A 15,408-nucleotide genomic window follows, 5' to 3' on the forward strand; every position below is an offset into this window, starting at 1 on the left:
TGGTTCAGGACAGCAAAAAGCCCGCCGCCTGTTAAGGCAGCGGGCTCTGATGAATGGCGGCTAATGCGCCTTAGATGCCGCTCTGGCCGTCGGAGCCGATATAGGCGATGCGCAGCATGTTGGTGGCGCCAGGCGTTCCGAGCGGTACGCCGGCCGAGATGATGATGCGGTCACCCGGCTTGCCGAAGCCTTCGTCGGCAACGATGCGGCACGCACGGTTGACCATGTCGTCGAGGTCGGTTGCGTCATGCGTGACGACGCAGTGCAGGCCCCAGACGATGGCGAGACGGCGCGCCGTCTGAATGACCGGCGACAGCGCCAGGATCGGCACCTGCGGACGCTCGCGCGAGGCGCGCAGACCCGTCGTGCCCGACGAGGTGTAACAGACGATAGCGGACAGGCGGAGCGTTTCGGCTATCTGACGAGCAGCCAGCGAGATCGCGTCAGCGCCGGTTGCTTCCGGTTGCGCGCGCTGCGCGTAGATGATGCCAGGATAGTGCGGCTCGCGCTCGATGGTGCTGGCGATCGAGGCCATCGTCGAGACGGCTTCCACCGGATAGTCGCCGGACGCGGATTCGGCCGACAGCATGACAGCGTCAGCGCCTTCGAAGACGGCGGTGGCGACGTCCGACACTTCGGCACGGGTCGGGACCGGTGCGGTGATCATCGATTCCAGCATCTGCGTGGCGACGATCACTGGCTTGCCCGAACGGCGGCAGGCACGGATCAACTGCTTCTGGATACCAGGAACGGATTCGAGCGGCATTTCGACGCCGAGGTCACCACGGGCGACCATGAGCGCGTCGGAGAGCTCGATGATTTCCTCGATGCGCTCGATCGCCTGCGGCTTTTCGATCTTCGACATGATGCCGACGCGACCGCGCGCGATCTTGCGCACCTCGGCCAGATCTTCCGGGCGCTGCACGAAGGAGAGCGCAACCCAGTCGACGTCATCGGTTTCGAGAACGGCTGCGAGGTCGGTACGGTCCTTATCGGTCAGAACGCCGACGGTCAGCAGCGTGTCGGGAAGGCTGACACCCTTGCGGTCGGAAATCTTCGTTCCAGAGATAACCGTGGTGACGATGCTCTTGCCGTCGCACTTTTCAGCGCGCAGGGCGAGCTTGCCGTCGTCGATCAGCAGGCGGTGGCCGGGCTGTACCGATTCCAGGATTTCCGGATGCGGCAGGAATACGCGGGTCGCGTCGCCGGGAACATCCTTGTTGTCGAGCGTAAAAGTGTCGCCCGGCTTCAGATCGACCTTGCCTTCAGCAAACTTTCCGACGCGCAGCTTCGGGCCCTGCAGGTCGGCGAGAATGCCGATCGGGCGGCCGGAGCGGGCTTCGACGGCGCGGATACGCTTGATCAGCATGCGCATCACGTCATGGCTGGCGTGGCTCATGTTGATACGGAAGACATCGGCACCTGCCTGGTGCAGCTTCTCGATCATCGATTCCTCGGACGAGGCGGGTCCAAGGGTGGCGAGGATTTTAACTTTGCGGTTGCGCTTCATCAATTCGGGCTTTCTTGCGTGCCGGGGGTATCGGAAAGTTGAACCATCCAGCTGCCCTGGCGGCCCGTGTCATATTCCTTGAACCCCATCTTCTGATAGCCACGGGCGTAGCAATCATTGACACCCGTGATCTTGAACTCGTTTTCCGCCACGCACATCTGCACGTCACCCGTCCATCGGCCTCCCCGGGCAGCGTCTTCGGCGTAGAGATAATAGTATCGGGACTGCAGCTCTCCCTCGATCAGCGTCGCGCAGGTCGTTGCCGGCACTTGCCACCAGCCTTCCGTCATCCAGCCATCCTTGGCTCGATACCCAATCGCCACGCCCACCAGATTCTGCGTTCCGTTGCACACGCGGAAATCGGCACGAGCCGCATCAGCAATAAAAAACGGCGAGAAAGCCGCAAGAACAAACAGTGCAAAACGGGCAAGCGGCCCGAAACGCATAAGGAAACTTGGCGCGGTCTGAATCAACACGACTTCCAATGGGCTCCCGACTATTTTGTTTTAGGTGTGCCTTCTTGCGCTGCCTCCCGGCGAATGTCAACGCAATGCTAATCGATTATATTCTGGATGGCCGACTGTACTTGGACCACGCCATCGCCTTTGCTCGCCAGCACGCTTGAACGCGCCCGCGGCCCGTGCGATCAGAGGCTGCCCCGTAACCACGATCGGCCATTTCCCTCATGAGCTCTTTCAAATCATTTGAACTACTAGCCGGCGATCATGACAAAGGCTTGGTGCTGCTCGGCGATCATGCAATGAACCGGCTACCGGAGCGCTACGGCAGGCTGGGCCTGCCGGACAGCGCGTTCGAGCGACACATCGCCTATGACATCGGCATCGAGGGGTTGGTCCGCAAACTCGCCGCGATGCTCGATGTACCGGCTGTCCTGGGCGGCTTTTCACGATTGCTGATCGACCCGAATCGGGGCGAGGACGACCCAACGCTGATCATGAAGATTTCGGACGGCGCCGTCGTTCCCGGCAATCATCCGATTACCGCCGAAGAGTGGAATTATCGGATCGAGACGTTCCACAGGCCCTATCACAACGCCGTCAGCGAAACGATCGACAAGGTCGCGAACGAGAGCGGCAAAGCGCCGCTCGTCCTATCCCTCCACTCTTACACGCCGTTCTGGAAAGCCTTCCCCCGCCCTTGGCATGCAGCGGTTTTGTGGGACAACGACCATCGTGCCGTCGCGCCTCTGCTTGACATGCTGCGCAGCGATCCCGATCTCGTGGTCGGAGACAATGAGCCGTATGATGGCGCGCTGAAGGGCGACACGATGTATCGGCATTGTATGCTGACCGGCATCCCGCACGTTTTGCTCGAGGTGCGCCAGGATCTGATCGGCGACGAAGCGGGTATTACGGCATGGGCCCGGCGTCTGGCGCCGATCTTTGAGACAATGAACGCCGATCCGGCATTGCACGAGTATAATGTGCATGTGTCGCGCACCGGACCGTACGAATGAAGGAGACCCAGATGGCCGCGCTGAGCAAACAACAGCAGACCGAATTCGAGGCTGCGGCTTTTCGTCGCCTCGTGGAGCATTTGCGTGAACGTGGCGACGTCCAGAACATCGACCTGATGAATCTCGCCGGGTTCTGCCGCAATTGCCTTTCGAACTGGTATCGCGAGGCGGCTGAGGCGGACGGGGTTCCACTCTCGAAAGACGAATCGCGCGAAATCGTCTACGGCATGCCGTACGAGGATTGGAAAAACCTCCACCAGAACGAGGCCTCGGCGGAGCAAAAAACCGCATTCGAGCTGAACAAGCCGCACAAATAATTCCCTCGCGTCTCGAATCGACTTGACCCCGGGCACGCTTCGCGGCAGTCAACGCCATCCGAATTTCACACCCCCAATCAGGAGAACACGATGTCTGATGCTCATGGCGTCGCCCGCGATCAGCTTCGCGCCTTTGTGGAGCGCATTGAACGCCTGGAAGAAGAAAAGAAGACCATCGCCGACGACATCAAGGACGTCTACGGCGAAGCCAAGGGCATGGGCTTCGATACCAAGATCCTCAAAAAGGTCGTTGCGCTTCGCAAGAAGGACGAGCAGGAGCGTATGGAAGAAGACGCGATCCTCGACACCTACCTGCATGCGCTCGGCATGATCGAGGCCCCGCCGGAAGGCTGATTTTTCAGAGCAATGCCTTTAAAGCCGCCGACCCGATCGGCGGCTTTTTTGTGCGGACTCACGCTCGAACAGAGCTTATTTTCCGGCTTCCTCGGCGGCTTTCTCGATCACGTCGGCGACCTTCTTCGGCTGTGACGCGAAGACGGCATGACTGGCCTTGATCTCGGTCACCGCGCTTCCGGCGCGCTTTGCCATTGTCCGCTCAAGTTCGGGGTTGATGGCACGGTCCTCGGTCGCCACGACTGACCAGCTCTTCTTTGATCGCCAGGCTGGATCGTCGACTTTAGCGCCAAAGACCTCTTTGGCTGCAAAGACCTGCGACTTGGCGAGAAAGGCAGCGTCTGCCTTTGGCACATCGGCGGCGAAATCGGCGTGAAAGGCGCTTGGGTCCAGATAGAGGTACTTGGCGTCCTTGGTTTCCCTGATGCTGTTTGAAGCCGGCGGCTTGGAGCCGGCAAGCGTGGCTACATTTTCGCCCTTGTCAGGCTGGAAGGCCGCTACGTAAACAAGTCCCTCGACGTGCGGATCATTCCCCGCTTCCGTGATGACCATGCCGCCGTAGCTGTGACCGACCAGCAGTGTAGGTCCGTCCTGCAGGTCCAGAACGCGTTTCGTTGCCGCAACATCGTCGGCGAGCGATGATAGAGGCTCTTGCACGACGGTCACATGAAAGCCGCGCCGCTCCAGGATTTCCGTTGCCTTGCGCCAACTGGACCCGTCGGCGAAGGCGCCGTGAACGATGACGATATTCTTGATCTCGGCGGATTGGGCGGCGAAAGCGATGACACTGGTGGCGAAGGCAAATGCGAAAGTGGAAATGATACGGCGGTTCATGCGGTCGCTCCTTTTGCGTTTATGACGCACCCGGCCGGAAAACATTGGGAGGCATCGACCGAGGGCGTACGCAATCTGGTCGTGGGACGTATTGTCGATATTTCAGATTTCGGACCAAATGTATGACAAAGTAGCGAGAGGTATTTGCGGCTCGGCCCAATCCTCGTTCGGACGATACGGTGCGCCAGCGCTGGCGCACATCCGCTCGCTGATTACCAATCGGAGATCTGCAGGCTCTCCGGGTATCATTCAGGCCGCGATGCGCGGCTTCTGTTCCGGCAGCATATGGGCCATGGCGCTGAGCAAGTCCGTTTGCGAGATCAACCCGAGCACGTAACCGCCGGCATCCACGATGACGACGGCGTGGGTGCGCCCATCGGTCAAGTCAGGCAGCAAGCTGATAGCCGGTGCATCCGGGGAAGCGGTCGCGGCTGTCGCAATGTGATCGGAAAGCCGCTCGGCCTGCACCAGTTCCCGCAGCCCGACCGTGCCGATCAAACGCCCGCTTCCATCCTTCACGGGCAATGTGCGAACGTTGTGCTTCAGAAGCAGTGCGCGCGCTTTCTCCGCCGTGGCGTTCTCATCGACCGCGATCACATCGCGCGACATGATGTCGGCGCAGCTGACGGTGCCGTGCGAACGAACGGCCGCCTCAACCTCAACCTGCCGCAGCAGGCGGCTGAGGTCACCGCGGTCGATATCGAAGGTTTCCTCGAACTTCGCCAATGCCGCATCGACGTCCTCTTCGCGGAAACCGATCCGCACAGCGGACGGCGGATCGATCGTCTGATGCGTATTGACCGGCGCCGGGGTGGCGAGGTGCGGATAGTTTCGCCGCCCGAGCTTGTGAAAGAGAATGCCGAGCGCGACCAGGATGCAGGAATTCAGTGCCACCGGCACGAAGGGAAAAAGCAGGCCCCAGCTTGCCACCGCAGGACCACCGAGCACAGCAGTCAGCGCCGCGGCGCCGCCGGGTGGATGCAGACAGCGGGTAAACGACATGGCGGCGATGGCCAGCGATACGCCAACGCCGATCGCAATGATCGGCTCATGGATGAAGTGCGCGGCGAGGATGCCCATCATCGCGGAGATCGTGTTGCCGCCGATGATCGACCACGGCTGCGCGAGCGGACTCGCCGGTACGGCGAAAAGCAGCACTGCCGAAGCACCCATCGGCGCAACGATCATCGGCAAGTGCGCACCTTGCCCGAAAAAGTAGCCGCAAACCATACCCGTCAGTGCGATCGCGATCAGCGCGCCAAGGCTGGCAAGCATGCGCTCGCGCAATGTTGCGCCGGCCAGGATCGGCGAGAACAGACGGCGACTGAAGCGATGGGCTGGGTCGACCTTGGGATTGCTGGAATTTGACATGACGAACCGACAGTTTGTGAAACGAAGTGTCTTGGGGAGAAGCAGCGCGTCCGGGTCAGGCGCTTGAAAGTGAATGGCCGCCTTTGCCTCGCGAGGCAATCAGGACATCGTAAAAGGCTTCGAACGAGTCCGACCGGTCGCCTTTGCGGCGGACGAGAAAGGTCTCGACCGTGCCGATCTCGCGGGTGACGATATCACCGGGCCATCGCAGGAGATCGAACACGGAGCGCGGCATCACCCCAAAGGCATTGCCGGCGACAATGCTCGCCAGGATCGCATGATAGGAGCCGAGTTCGAGGGTGTGCAGCGAGGCAGCACCTTCAGCCCACTCCTCGGCCATCCGCCGATAGGTACAGCCTGGCTCCATGACGGCAAGTGTGTCGAGGCGAAGGTTCCTTGCATCCTTGACGTCAGGATGCTTCGGCGGCAGGACGAGGATCAGCTCCTCGACATAGATCCGTCGCGCATCGAACCCGCCGAGGTCGAGATCGGCATAGCGCGCCCCGTCGAGCGCAGCCTCGGGCGGTCTTGCGACCAATGCGCAATCCAGTTCTTGGGCTAGCACGCTCTGCATGAGCTCCCGTGTCGCCCCCATCGTCAATTGCAATGAGACGTCCGGCCACAGCGATCCGAAACGCCTGATGACATCAGGGAGCCTGCTCGCGGCCGTGCTTTCCATCGTTCCGATACGCAGCGCGCCCGAGGCAGCGAGCGGCCGCACGGCCTGCTTTGCTTCTTCGGCCAAGTCAGCAAGACGCGTCGCGTAGGAGAGAAAGATCGTGCCTTCACGCGTCAGCGACATCTTCTTGCCATCGCGCGAGAACAGCGCCACCCCGAGATCCTCTTCGAGCTGCTGGATGCGCGTCGTGACATTCGACGGTACCCGGCCTATCGCCGCCGCGGCCTTCGTGACGCTGCAGGTCGATGCGACCGCCTGAAAGATTTCGATTGAGGACAGATCCATATTTTCACTTACAGCGAATATCGGAGGCGCTTTATTCTCGATCTGGAAATGAAAATCAACCCGAGCTCTTGTTTAAACCGCGCCTCGCCGCGCGACTTTCCGTCACATCCAAGAAACGAAAGAGCCGCCGGATCGCTCCGGCGGCTCTTTCGAAATTCCTTGTGGAACCATCAGTTCGATACGAACTTCCGCACTTCCATGAAGTTGACTGCACTACCGCTGAAGCGGCCAGGATCAATGGACGCCGTCTTGGTAAAGCCTTCAGCATAGACTGCAGTCGGCTGGGCGCGAAGTGTCTGGCTGACGAAACGCGGCGCCTTCACCGGCTTGGTGACCATCTCCATCCGGGAGTTGGTGAGCGCCCACTGCGAGATGATCTTCTGCGTCAGCTTCGGTTCGGTCCGAACGGTAGCCCGGCTGGCGTCGGCCTCCGCGGCCTCATGCTTTGTCGGGCGGCCACCCTTGGTCGGCAGACCCTGAGCTACACCGCTAGCATCGGATGACTTCGGCGCATCGAAGCCATCGCCAAAGCTTGCTGATTTCGTAGCCGGCGCGAGTGCAGCGAGCTGCAACGGAGCCTTTTCGCTTGGAACCTTTTGCGGTATCGCCGCGTTAATAGCCTGCTCGACGCTCGTGACCGGCGGCTGGTTGGACGCGACCTGACGGTCGCCATCACCATTCTGCTGGTCAAGGGCATCGGCAACGGCCGGAGAAAGCGTATCTTCCTGGTCTGCCACATCGTCGTCGGCTTCAGCATCGGCATCCGCCGCAGCCAGAAGTTTTTCGGCAAGCGCCGGTCGTTCACCCGGCGTTGGAACCGCTGCGAGATTCCCCGTCATCGCAGACGGATCGGCCGAAGCGACTTCCGCATCGCCTGGAGAGCGGCGCGGTCCGAGCAGAGATGGAACCGGTACGCTGTAGGCGCTCAGATCCGCAAACTGCTGCTGACCTTGCTCGGTCACAGCAGAAAGGGCCTGTTGCGCTGCATTTCCGGACTGTGGAGCAACGAGGGCGCTGGCGACTTCGCTACCGCCCGGCTGATTGGCGAACGCCGGACGCACCTGCGGAACCGGCGCATTGACACTTGCGACTTCAGTAGCCTGCGCGGGCGCCTGCTCGCCGGGGTCGGCGGCGTTCGGCATATTGGATGCCGGCGGCGACGCCTTGGCGACCGCCACTGCTGCGCTGCTATCATCATCGGAACTGTCTTCGGCTTCGTCCGCGCCGCCGCCAAATAGGGCGGCAAACAGTGTCTTATGCTTGGGCTGATCGCCTGACGACGAGCCCGAATAGGCGCCGGAGCTGGCCATCTGCACCTGCGTCGAGCTCACGCGACGCTTGTAGTCGGCGACGGCCTGCTCGTAACCCGGCAGCGGACGGCCATCCGCGGGAATATGCATGGTGTTGCCGTTCGGGAAGAGCCGAACCAGTTCCTCGCGGCTCATGCGTGGCCAGGCGCGAACACCGCCGACGTCCATATGAACGAAGGGGGAGCCGGATTTCGGATAGAATCCAACGCCGCCGACCTGCATTTTCATGCCGATTCCGCGCAAAGTGGCCAATTTGACGTCAGGAATGAAGAAATCCATCGCCTTGCCGAGCATGTGCTGGCTCTTCTCGGCGACGCCGGAATTGCGGGAACGACCCTTCAGCATGGCATTGGTGGCAGGCGAGCGGAAGCCGCAGACGACGTTGATGTAGTCGCGCGAGCCGCTCTGCCGGTAGACTTCCCAGATGAGATCGAAAAGGCGCGGGTCCATCCTCGTCGGTTGGTTCTTGCGCCAATCGCGAAGGAAGCGGTTCAGCTGCTCGAGACCCTTCGGGTCGTACCGGCCGTTGCGCTTGTAAGTGATGACGGCCTTTTCGCCGGTGTGAATGAAATAGAGTTTGAGGCTACGCGTTTCGCCGGCCGCTTCGGAAGGCGAGCTGACCAGAACCGGCGACGAAACAGCGAGTGCGAGAAGGGCGGCCATAGCCGTCCTAAACACCTTTCCGCAAAGGTCCGTGTACCTATTGCGCCAGCTCAAGCGCGAAGGTCTCGTATTCCCATTCAGATCCGGCAAACTCAATCCCCGTCAGACAGCCGATAGTCCCTCTTTGACACCGTTGGCTGTTAAATGCGGTCACACGATGGCAAAAATGCCACACGTGATCAACCTTTTCCTTACATAATGAACAGGCCACTAACAAGTGGTTTATGATTGGTAACAAAAGATGATTGCCGGAGAGTTAATTTAGGCGATTATGCGGCGTCCTTCTGCGGATTGTCCGGATCTATGCCGTAATCCTTGAGTTTTCGGTACAATGTGGATCGTCCGATGCCCAATTTTCGAGCCACTTGACTCATCTGCCCTCGGTAGAATTTAAGGGCGAATCGGATCAATTCCTCTTCCACATCCGCAAGCTTTCGCACTTCCCCGGCCGGGTTTGTGCTGGCAATCGCGTTATCGGGCGCCTCCGTGATTCGTGCGACGGCCTCTTCGACGCTGGCCTGATGGGCCGGATAGGTGGCGGCCGAGGCGTCACTTTGGCGGTCGAGGCGCGCGTTATCGGCGACGAGCGCCAGATGATCGACGACATCGTATTCCGGTAGCTGGGCGGCAATCTGCGGGAAGTCCGCTTCGCTCAGTTCGCCGCCCTCGGCAAGGACGACCGCACGGAAAATCGCATTCTCGAGCTGACGAATGTTACCCGGCCAGTCATAGGCAGTGAGCAGGGCCAGCGCGCCGGCGCTCACCGACATGCGGTGACCGCCCTTCTGCTCGCTCGAGAAGCGCTCGGTGAAGACGCGCACGAGATGCGGGATATCTTCCTTGCGCTTGCGAAGTGCTGGAATGGTGATCGGGAAAACGTTAAGTCGATAGTACAGATCTTCACGGAAATGCCCGTTCTTGACCTCTTCGATCAGATCCTTGTTGGTCGCCGAGATCAGCCGGACATTGACCTTGTGCGCCGTGCGCGCACCAACGGTCTCGATCTCTCCCTGCTGCACGGCGCGTAGCAGCTTGACCTGCACATCGAGCGGCAGGTCGCCGATTTCGTCGAGGAAGATGGTGCCGCCATCGGCCTCCATGAACTTGCCGATGTGCTTTTCGGTGGCACCGGTGAAGGCACCCTTCTCGTGGCCGAAGAGAATGCTTTCGACCAGATTGTGCGGAATGGCGCCGCAATTGACCGTGACGAACGGCTTGCCGGAGCGGTCGCTGCCGGACTGGATCGCACGAGCAACCAGCTCCTTGCCTACACCGGACTCGCCTTCAAGCACGACCGGAATGTTCGATTGCGCTGCGCGCTGCGCCAGATCGATGACGCGGAGCATCGCCGGGCTTGCCGAAACGATGTCGTCGAAGCCGACCGCGCCGGACCGGGAGCGCCGGCCGGCCCGTGCCTTGACCTCGCGCTGATCGAGCTTCAGTGCGTTGGAGATCGAATTGGCAATCCTCTCCGGAGAGACCGGCTTGACGACGAAATCGAAGGCGCCGGCGCGCATTGCCTGCACCACGGTCTCGATACCGCCCTGCCCTGTCTGGACAATGACAGGCACATGCGTGCCGAATTCGTGCAGTGCCTCGAGGAATTCGAGGCCCGTCATCTCCGGCATCATCAGGTCGAGAACGATGACATTATAGAGGCCGCTGCCTCTCTTCACCATCTCCAGCCCGATCCGGCCGTTTTCCGCCTGATGGACGACGTGGCCGTGACGCTCTATCGCGTTCTTGAGCAGTCGACGCTGGATCGGGTCGTCCTCGACGACGAGTATCTGCGCTGCACCCTTGAGCTCATGGTAACCGGTCATTGCTGCCTCACTTCATGCGAAACCTGGAGGCACTCTCGCAGAAAGGCTTGAACATCCAGTTTTGAGAAACAATTGCATTTTAACGTTTGTGACGAGGCCGAATCCGACCCGAAACGGAGCTTGTGGGCAGGCGAAAGCCCCTTGATGCCAAGCCTTTAGCGGCATAGACAGTCAAGCCTGTCGCAAATGAGGAAGAGGACCCCGATGATGAAAAACATGCTCTCCGGCACCACCATTAAGTTTTCGGCAAGTTCTGCTGCCTCCGCGACCGACGCCGCTCTCGGCGAGCTGCCGACCTGGAAGCTGCAGGATCTCTACCCCTCCGCAACGTCCACCGCCTTCACCGGCGACATGGAAAAAGCCGGCAAGCAGGCAATCGCCTTCGAGGAGAAGTGGAAGGGCAAGCTTGCCGCCGCCGCGACCAAAAAAGGTGCCGAGGGTATCGGCCAGGCACTGAAGGAATATGAGGCGCTGGACGACATCATCGGACGCCTCGGCTCCTTTGCCGGCCTCACCTATTTCTCCGACACGTCGAACCCGGTGAACGGCAAGCTCTATGGCGACGCCCAGGCGAAGATCACCGAGTTCTCCAGCCACCTCCTGTTTTTCGCGCTCGAGCTTAACCGCATCGACGACGCGGTGATCGATACCTGCATGGCAAACGACCCGGATGCAGGCCACTATCGCCCCTGGCTCGTCGATCTGCGCAAGGACAAGCCCTACCAGCTGGAAGACAAGCTGGAACAGCTGTTCCTGGAAAAGTCGATGACCTCGGCCGCAGCCTTCAACCGCCTGTTCGACGAGACGATGGCCGAACTGCGGTTCGACGTCGACGGCGAGAAGCTGCCGCTCGAAGTCACGCTTAACATGCTGCAGGAAAAGGATCCGGAGATCCGCCACAAGGGCGCGATGGCGCTGGCGCAGACCTTCAAGGAAAACCTGCGCATCTTTACGCTGATCACCAACACGCTCGCCAAGGACAAGGATATCTCCGACCGCTGGCGCGGCTTCGAGGACATTGCCGACAGCAGGCACCTTGCCAACCGCGTCGAGCGCGAAGTCGTCGATGCGCTGGCGGCTGCCGTCAAGGAAGCCTATCCCCGCCTCTCGCACCGCTACTACAAGATGAAGGCGAAATGGCTCGGCATGGACCAGATGAATTTCTGGGACCGCAACGCGCCGCTGCCGGAAACCTCCAGTGCCGTCATCCCCTGGAACGAGGCGAAGGACACGGTTCTATCCGCCTATGGCGACTTCGCGCCCGAGATGGCGGCGATCGCCAAGCGCTTCTTCGACGAGCAGTGGATCGACGCTCCCGTTCGTCCCGGCAAGGCACCGGGTGCGTTCGCCCATCCGACCGTTCCGTCAGCGCACCCGTATGTGCTCGTCAACTATCTCGGTAAGCCGCGCGACGTTATGACCCTCGCCCACGAGCTCGGCCACGGCGTACACCAGGTTCTGGCCGGCGCCCAGGGCGCGCTGATGTGCCAGACGCCGCTGACGCTCGCCGAAACGGCCTCCGTCTTCGGTGAAATGCTGACCTTCCGCGCCCTCCTCGACAAGACAAAGGACAAGCGCGAGCGCAAGGCGATGCTCGCGCAGAAGGTCGAGGACATGATCAACACGGTCGTGCGCCAGATCGCCTTCTATGAATTCGAGCGCAAGGTCCACACAGCCCGAAAGGCCGGCGAACTGACATCGGACGATATCGGCGAACTCTGGCTCTCCGTGCAGTCGGAAAGCCTCGGGCCGGCGATCAAGATCTCGGAAGGCTACGAGACCTACTGGGCCTATATCCCGCACTTCATCCACTCGCCCTTCTACGTCTACGCCTATGCCTTCGGTGATTGCCTGGTGAACTCGCTCTATGCCGTCTACCAGAAGGCCGACAAGGGCTTCCAGGCGAAGTACTTCGAGCTCCTGAAGGCCGGCGGCACCAAGCATCATTCCGAACTCCTGAAGCCGTTCGGCCTTGATGCCACGGATCCGTCGTTCTGGAGCAAGGGGTTGTCGATGATCGAAGGGCTGATCGACGAATTGGAAGCGCTTGATAAGAGCGCATGAGCTCTCGATCCAAAGGCAGGCATGACCAAGGCTGAACGCTACGTTCTGTTCCGGGATGACACGACCGGGCAAGTGATGCTCTTTTCCGATCCCTCGGAGATCATCATTGCCCGGACGCGCGCCGAGTTCCTTGCCGGCCTTGCCCATATGGAAGAAGCAAAGGCCGCCGGCAAATGGCTGGCGGGCTACATGGCCTATGAAGCTGGCTATATCTTCGAGGAAAAGCTGGAAGCGTTTCTGCCGGAAGGCCGGGAGACACCGCTGCTGGCCTTCGGCATCTTCGATGCACCTGAAACGGATACCCACCCGCTTTGCCAGCCGAAACAGCGCACAGAGAATGGTGAGTTCCTCAGCGACCCCAAGGCCGGTTGGGATTTTGCTACATATAAAGAGCGTTTCGACCGTCTGCATTGGCACTTGCGCCAGGGCGACTGCTACCAGGCAAACCTCACCATGCCGATCACCACCCGCTGGGACGGCGATCCGCGCGCGGCCTTCTGGTCGCTGATTTCAAGGCAGCCGGTCAAATATGGCGCGCTCGTCGATCTCGGCGGGCCCGTCCTGCTTTCGCGCTCGCCCGAGCTCTTCTTCCGCACCGACGAGGAAGGCTGGATCGAAACGCATCCGATGAAGGGAACGGCAAAACGTGGAGCCGATGACGCCGAGGACGCGGCGATCATCGCCGCCATGCGCGAGGACATCAAAACCCAGGCCGAAAATCGGATGATCGTCGACCTGCTGCGCAACGACATATCGCGTATCACGGAGGTCGGTACATTGGATGTCCCGAAGCTCTTCGACATCGAGACTTACCCGACCGTGCACCAGATGGTCAGCCACGTGCAGGCGAAACTCCTCTCGGATCTGACCATTCGCGATATCTTCTCCGCCCTCTTTCCCTGCGGATCGATCACCGGTGCGCCAAAACTCAGCGCCATGCAGATCCTGCACGCGCTGGAAGACACGCCGCGCGACGCCTATTGCGGCGCGATCGGCATGATTGCTCCATCAGGCGCCATGCGCTTTTCCGTCGCGATCCGCACCGTCAGCCTGTTTTCCGGCGGCAAGGCGATCTTCAACGTCGGTGGCGGCATCGTCTTCGATTCCACCGCCGACGCCGAGTACGAGGAATGCCTGCTGAAGGCGCGGTTTGCCATCGGCGATCAGGAGATCGCGCGATGAACGACTTCTCCCTGATCGAAACTCTGCGCTGGGAGCCCGAAGTCGGTTTCGTCAGGCTGCGCCTGCATCTTGCCCGCCTCTCCCGCTCCGCCCGCCGGATAGGCTTTCCCGATCCAACAGACGCTGCCGCGAAACTGGAAGAGGCCGTTGTCGGCGCCACAACGGCCCTGCGAATGCGGTTGACGTTTGACCGGTTGGGCGAAATCGAGGTCACCGCGGCTCCCTTCGCGCCGATGCCTGAGGGCACCATATGGAAGGTCCGAATTGCCAAAACCCGTCTCGATTCCGCCGATAAACTGCTGCGAATGAAGACGACACGGCGCGGCGTTTACGAGACTGCTCGCGCAGAATATCCGATGTCCGAAGCCGACGAAGTTCTGCTACTGAACGAGCGCGGCGAGGTCTGCGAAGGTACGATCACCTCGGTCTTCCTCGACGACGGCTCGGGCACGCTGCGCACGCCGCCGATCTCCTGCGGCCTGCTATCAGGCGTCTTGCGCACGGAACTGATTTGCCAACGCAAGGCCCGCGTTGGACGGATCTCCGTAGACGATCTGACGGCCGGAAAGCTCTACATGGGCAATTCGTTGCGCGGACTGATCCCCGCCCAGATCGTCGGCTAGGCCACGATCTTCAGCCGGTCCCTGCCGCTTTGCTTGGCGATATACAAGGCTTCGTCTGCCCGGGCATAGACCTCACGTGCCGTCTCGCCGGATCGCAACTCGGCCAATCCCGCCGAGCAGGTATAAGAGAAGGACGGTGCGGCCGGGATCGGACGGGCTACGCGTACCATTGCGATGATGCGCTCGATGATCAGCTCGGCCTGCGCCAGGGTCGTATCCGGCAGGATCAGCATGAACTCCTCACCGCCGATCCGCCCGAAGCTGTCACGCCGGCGGATGACCGGCTGCACGCGACGCGAAAAATCAATCAGCACGTCATCGCCGAACTGATGACCGTAGACGTCGTTGATGCGTTTGAAGAAGTCGAGATCGATGATGCAGATGCAGCCGGCAATACCGGGATTGGTGGAGTCTTGCCGCGCGATCAGGCTTTCCAGCGCCGCCATCATGAAGCGGCGGTTGGAGATGCTGGTGAGTTCATCCGTCTGCGAGGCCCGCAGCGCAAAATCACGATCCTGTCGCACATCGCGCTCGCTCTGCTTCAGATGCGTGATGTCGCTGGCGATGCAAAGCATCCAGCCATCTTTCTGCACTGTCTCCGTCATCCAGAACCAGCGCCCATCGACGACATCGGTTTCGAAAGCCCTGAACGGCAACTTGCCGCGGCGCGATTGCGCGGAAACGAGCCACACCTCGAAATCAGCGGTGCGAATGATTGTCCCCTTGCCGGCGCGCGTATTGCGCCGCATCAGCTCTGACCACAAGGGTGTTTCGTCGGGTTCGATGGCGAAGGTCGAACGAAAGGCCGGATTTGCATAGCGCAGCCGGTCTTCCTGATCGTAAAGAGCGATCAGGACGGCGCTGTCTTCCTGCAACTCGGCAAGCCGCTCCGATATCTGGTTCATCCGATTGTTCC

At 60.7% G+C, this 15,408-nt stretch carries 14 protein-coding genes; 6 read left to right on the forward strand and 8 right to left on the reverse strand.

From position 1 onward, the window contains the following. Positions 1–70 precede the first annotated feature (70 nt). Together pyk and FHT77_RS14995 are read right to left on the reverse strand one after the other, a co-directional pair. Positions 71–1,510, reverse strand: coding sequence for a pyruvate kinase (gene pyk / locus FHT77_RS14990; protein WP_016557135.1), 1,440 nt, complete (start codon positions 1,508–1,510; stop codon positions 71–73). Continuing rightward, entirely contained in the window at positions 1,510–1,995 is a 486-nt protein-coding gene (locus FHT77_RS14995; protein ID WP_183755763.1) for a DUF1036 domain-containing protein, read from the reverse strand. The genes pyk and FHT77_RS14995 overlap by 1 nt, the downstream gene beginning before the upstream one ends. A 200-nt stretch (positions 1,996–2,195) precedes the next feature. Between FHT77_RS14995 and FHT77_RS15000 the strand changes: the two genes are divergently transcribed. From FHT77_RS15000 to FHT77_RS15010, 3 genes are all read left to right on the forward strand, one after another. Then, entirely contained in the window at positions 2,196–2,987 is a 792-nt protein-coding gene (locus FHT77_RS15000; RefSeq protein ID WP_183755764.1) for an N-formylglutamate amidohydrolase, read from the forward strand. Positions 2,988–2,998: 11 nt separating this feature from the next. Beyond that, entirely contained in the window at positions 2,999–3,304 is a 306-nt protein-coding gene (locus FHT77_RS15005) for a DUF1244 domain-containing protein (protein WP_183755765.1), read from the forward strand. 90 nt (positions 3,305–3,394) lie between these two features. Further along, complete coding sequence (locus tag FHT77_RS15010) at positions 3,395–3,658, forward strand: DUF2312 domain-containing protein (protein ID WP_007527482.1); 264 nt, start codon at positions 3,395–3,397, stop codon at positions 3,656–3,658. A gap of 75 nt (positions 3,659–3,733) precedes the next feature. Here FHT77_RS15010 and FHT77_RS15015 read toward each other — a convergent pair whose 3' ends face one another. The 5 genes from FHT77_RS15015 to FHT77_RS15035 form a co-directional block, all read right to left on the reverse strand. Continuing rightward, positions 3,734–4,492, reverse strand: coding sequence for an alpha/beta fold hydrolase (locus tag FHT77_RS15015; RefSeq protein ID WP_183755766.1), 759 nt, complete (start codon positions 4,490–4,492; stop codon positions 3,734–3,736). A gap of 249 nt (positions 4,493–4,741) precedes the next feature. Beyond that, complete coding sequence (locus FHT77_RS15020) at positions 4,742–5,863, reverse strand: HPP family protein (RefSeq protein ID WP_183755767.1); 1,122 nt, start codon at positions 5,861–5,863, stop codon at positions 4,742–4,744. Positions 5,864–5,918: 55 nt separating this feature from the next. Then, positions 5,919–6,827 carry a LysR family transcriptional regulator gene (locus FHT77_RS15025; RefSeq protein WP_183755768.1) on the reverse strand — a complete coding sequence of 303 codons (909 nt, stop codon included), beginning with the start codon at positions 6,825–6,827 and terminating at the stop codon, positions 5,919–5,921. Between the two features lie 170 nt (positions 6,828–6,997). After that, entirely contained in the window at positions 6,998–8,890 is a 1,893-nt protein-coding gene (locus tag FHT77_RS15030) for a DUF882 domain-containing protein (RefSeq protein WP_183755769.1), read from the reverse strand. Between the two features lie 179 nt (positions 8,891–9,069). Then, positions 9,070–10,623, reverse strand: coding sequence for a sigma-54-dependent transcriptional regulator (locus FHT77_RS15035; RefSeq protein ID WP_183755770.1), 1,554 nt, complete (start codon positions 10,621–10,623; stop codon positions 9,070–9,072). Between the two features lie 207 nt (positions 10,624–10,830). On the opposite strand from FHT77_RS15035, the gene FHT77_RS15040 reads away from it, so the two are divergent. The 3 genes from FHT77_RS15040 to FHT77_RS15050 are packed head-to-tail and all read left to right on the forward strand — an operon-like array spanning position 10,831 to position 14,492. Next, positions 10,831–12,687 carry a M3 family oligoendopeptidase gene (locus FHT77_RS15040; RefSeq protein ID WP_183755968.1) on the forward strand — a complete coding sequence of 619 codons (1,857 nt, stop codon included), beginning with the start codon at positions 10,831–10,833 and terminating at the stop codon, positions 12,685–12,687. A 21-nt stretch (positions 12,688–12,708) separates the two neighbouring features. Further along, positions 12,709–13,869 carry an aminodeoxychorismate synthase component I gene (locus tag FHT77_RS15045; protein WP_183755771.1) on the forward strand — a complete coding sequence of 387 codons (1,161 nt, stop codon included), beginning with the start codon at positions 12,709–12,711 and terminating at the stop codon, positions 13,867–13,869. Further along, positions 13,866–14,492, forward strand: a complete 627-nt coding sequence (locus FHT77_RS15050; protein WP_183755772.1) for an aminotransferase class IV family protein — start codon at positions 13,866–13,868, stop codon at positions 14,490–14,492. Before FHT77_RS15045 ends, FHT77_RS15050 begins: the two co-directional genes overlap by 4 nt. On the opposite strand, the gene FHT77_RS15055 is transcribed toward FHT77_RS15050, so the two are convergent. Continuing rightward, positions 14,489–15,397 carry a sensor domain-containing diguanylate cyclase gene (locus tag FHT77_RS15055; protein WP_183755773.1) on the reverse strand — a complete coding sequence of 303 codons (909 nt, stop codon included), beginning with the start codon at positions 15,395–15,397 and terminating at the stop codon, positions 14,489–14,491. The two genes, FHT77_RS15050 and FHT77_RS15055, sit on opposite strands and share 4 nt — an antisense overlap. Positions 15,398–15,408 lie beyond the last annotated feature (11 nt).

The organism is Rhizobium sp. BK181, assembly GCF_014193305.1.
Taxonomy (GTDB): Bacteria; Pseudomonadota; Alphaproteobacteria; order Rhizobiales; family Rhizobiaceae; genus Rhizobium.

Bases quoted from the DNA above. Each gene is read 5' to 3' on its own strand.
- pyk (WP_016557135.1), bottom strand. From the start codon at position 1,510: ATGAAGCGCAACCGCAAAGTTAAAATCCTCGCCACCCTTGGACCCGCC.
- FHT77_RS15000 (WP_183755764.1), top strand. From the start codon at position 2,196: ATGAGCTCTTTCAAATCATTTGAACTACTAGCCGGCGATCATGACAAA.
- FHT77_RS15005 (WP_183755765.1), top strand. From the start codon at position 2,999: ATGGCCGCGCTGAGCAAACAACAGCAGACCGAATTCGAGGCTGCGGCT.
- FHT77_RS15010 (WP_007527482.1), top strand. From the start codon at position 3,395: ATGTCTGATGCTCATGGCGTCGCCCGCGATCAGCTTCGCGCCTTTGTG.
- FHT77_RS15015 (WP_183755766.1), bottom strand. From the start codon at position 4,492: ATGAACCGCCGTATCATTTCCACTTTCGCATTTGCCTTCGCCACCAGT.
- FHT77_RS15020 (WP_183755767.1), bottom strand. From the start codon at position 5,863: ATGTCAAATTCCAGCAATCCCAAGGTCGACCCAGCCCATCGCTTCAGT.
- FHT77_RS15025 (WP_183755768.1), bottom strand. From the start codon at position 6,827: ATGGATCTGTCCTCAATCGAAATCTTTCAGGCGGTCGCATCGACCTGC.
- FHT77_RS15035 (WP_183755770.1), bottom strand. From the start codon at position 10,623: ATGACCGGTTACCATGAGCTCAAGGGTGCAGCGCAGATACTCGTCGTC.
- FHT77_RS15040 (WP_183755968.1), top strand. From the start codon at position 10,831: ATGAAAAACATGCTCTCCGGCACCACCATTAAGTTTTCGGCAAGTTCT.
- FHT77_RS15045 (WP_183755771.1), top strand. From the start codon at position 12,709: ATGACCAAGGCTGAACGCTACGTTCTGTTCCGGGATGACACGACCGGG.
- FHT77_RS15050 (WP_183755772.1), top strand. From the start codon at position 13,866: ATGAACGACTTCTCCCTGATCGAAACTCTGCGCTGGGAGCCCGAAGTC.
- FHT77_RS15055 (WP_183755773.1), bottom strand. From the start codon at position 15,397: ATGAACCAGATATCGGAGCGGCTTGCCGAGTTGCAGGAAGACAGCGCC.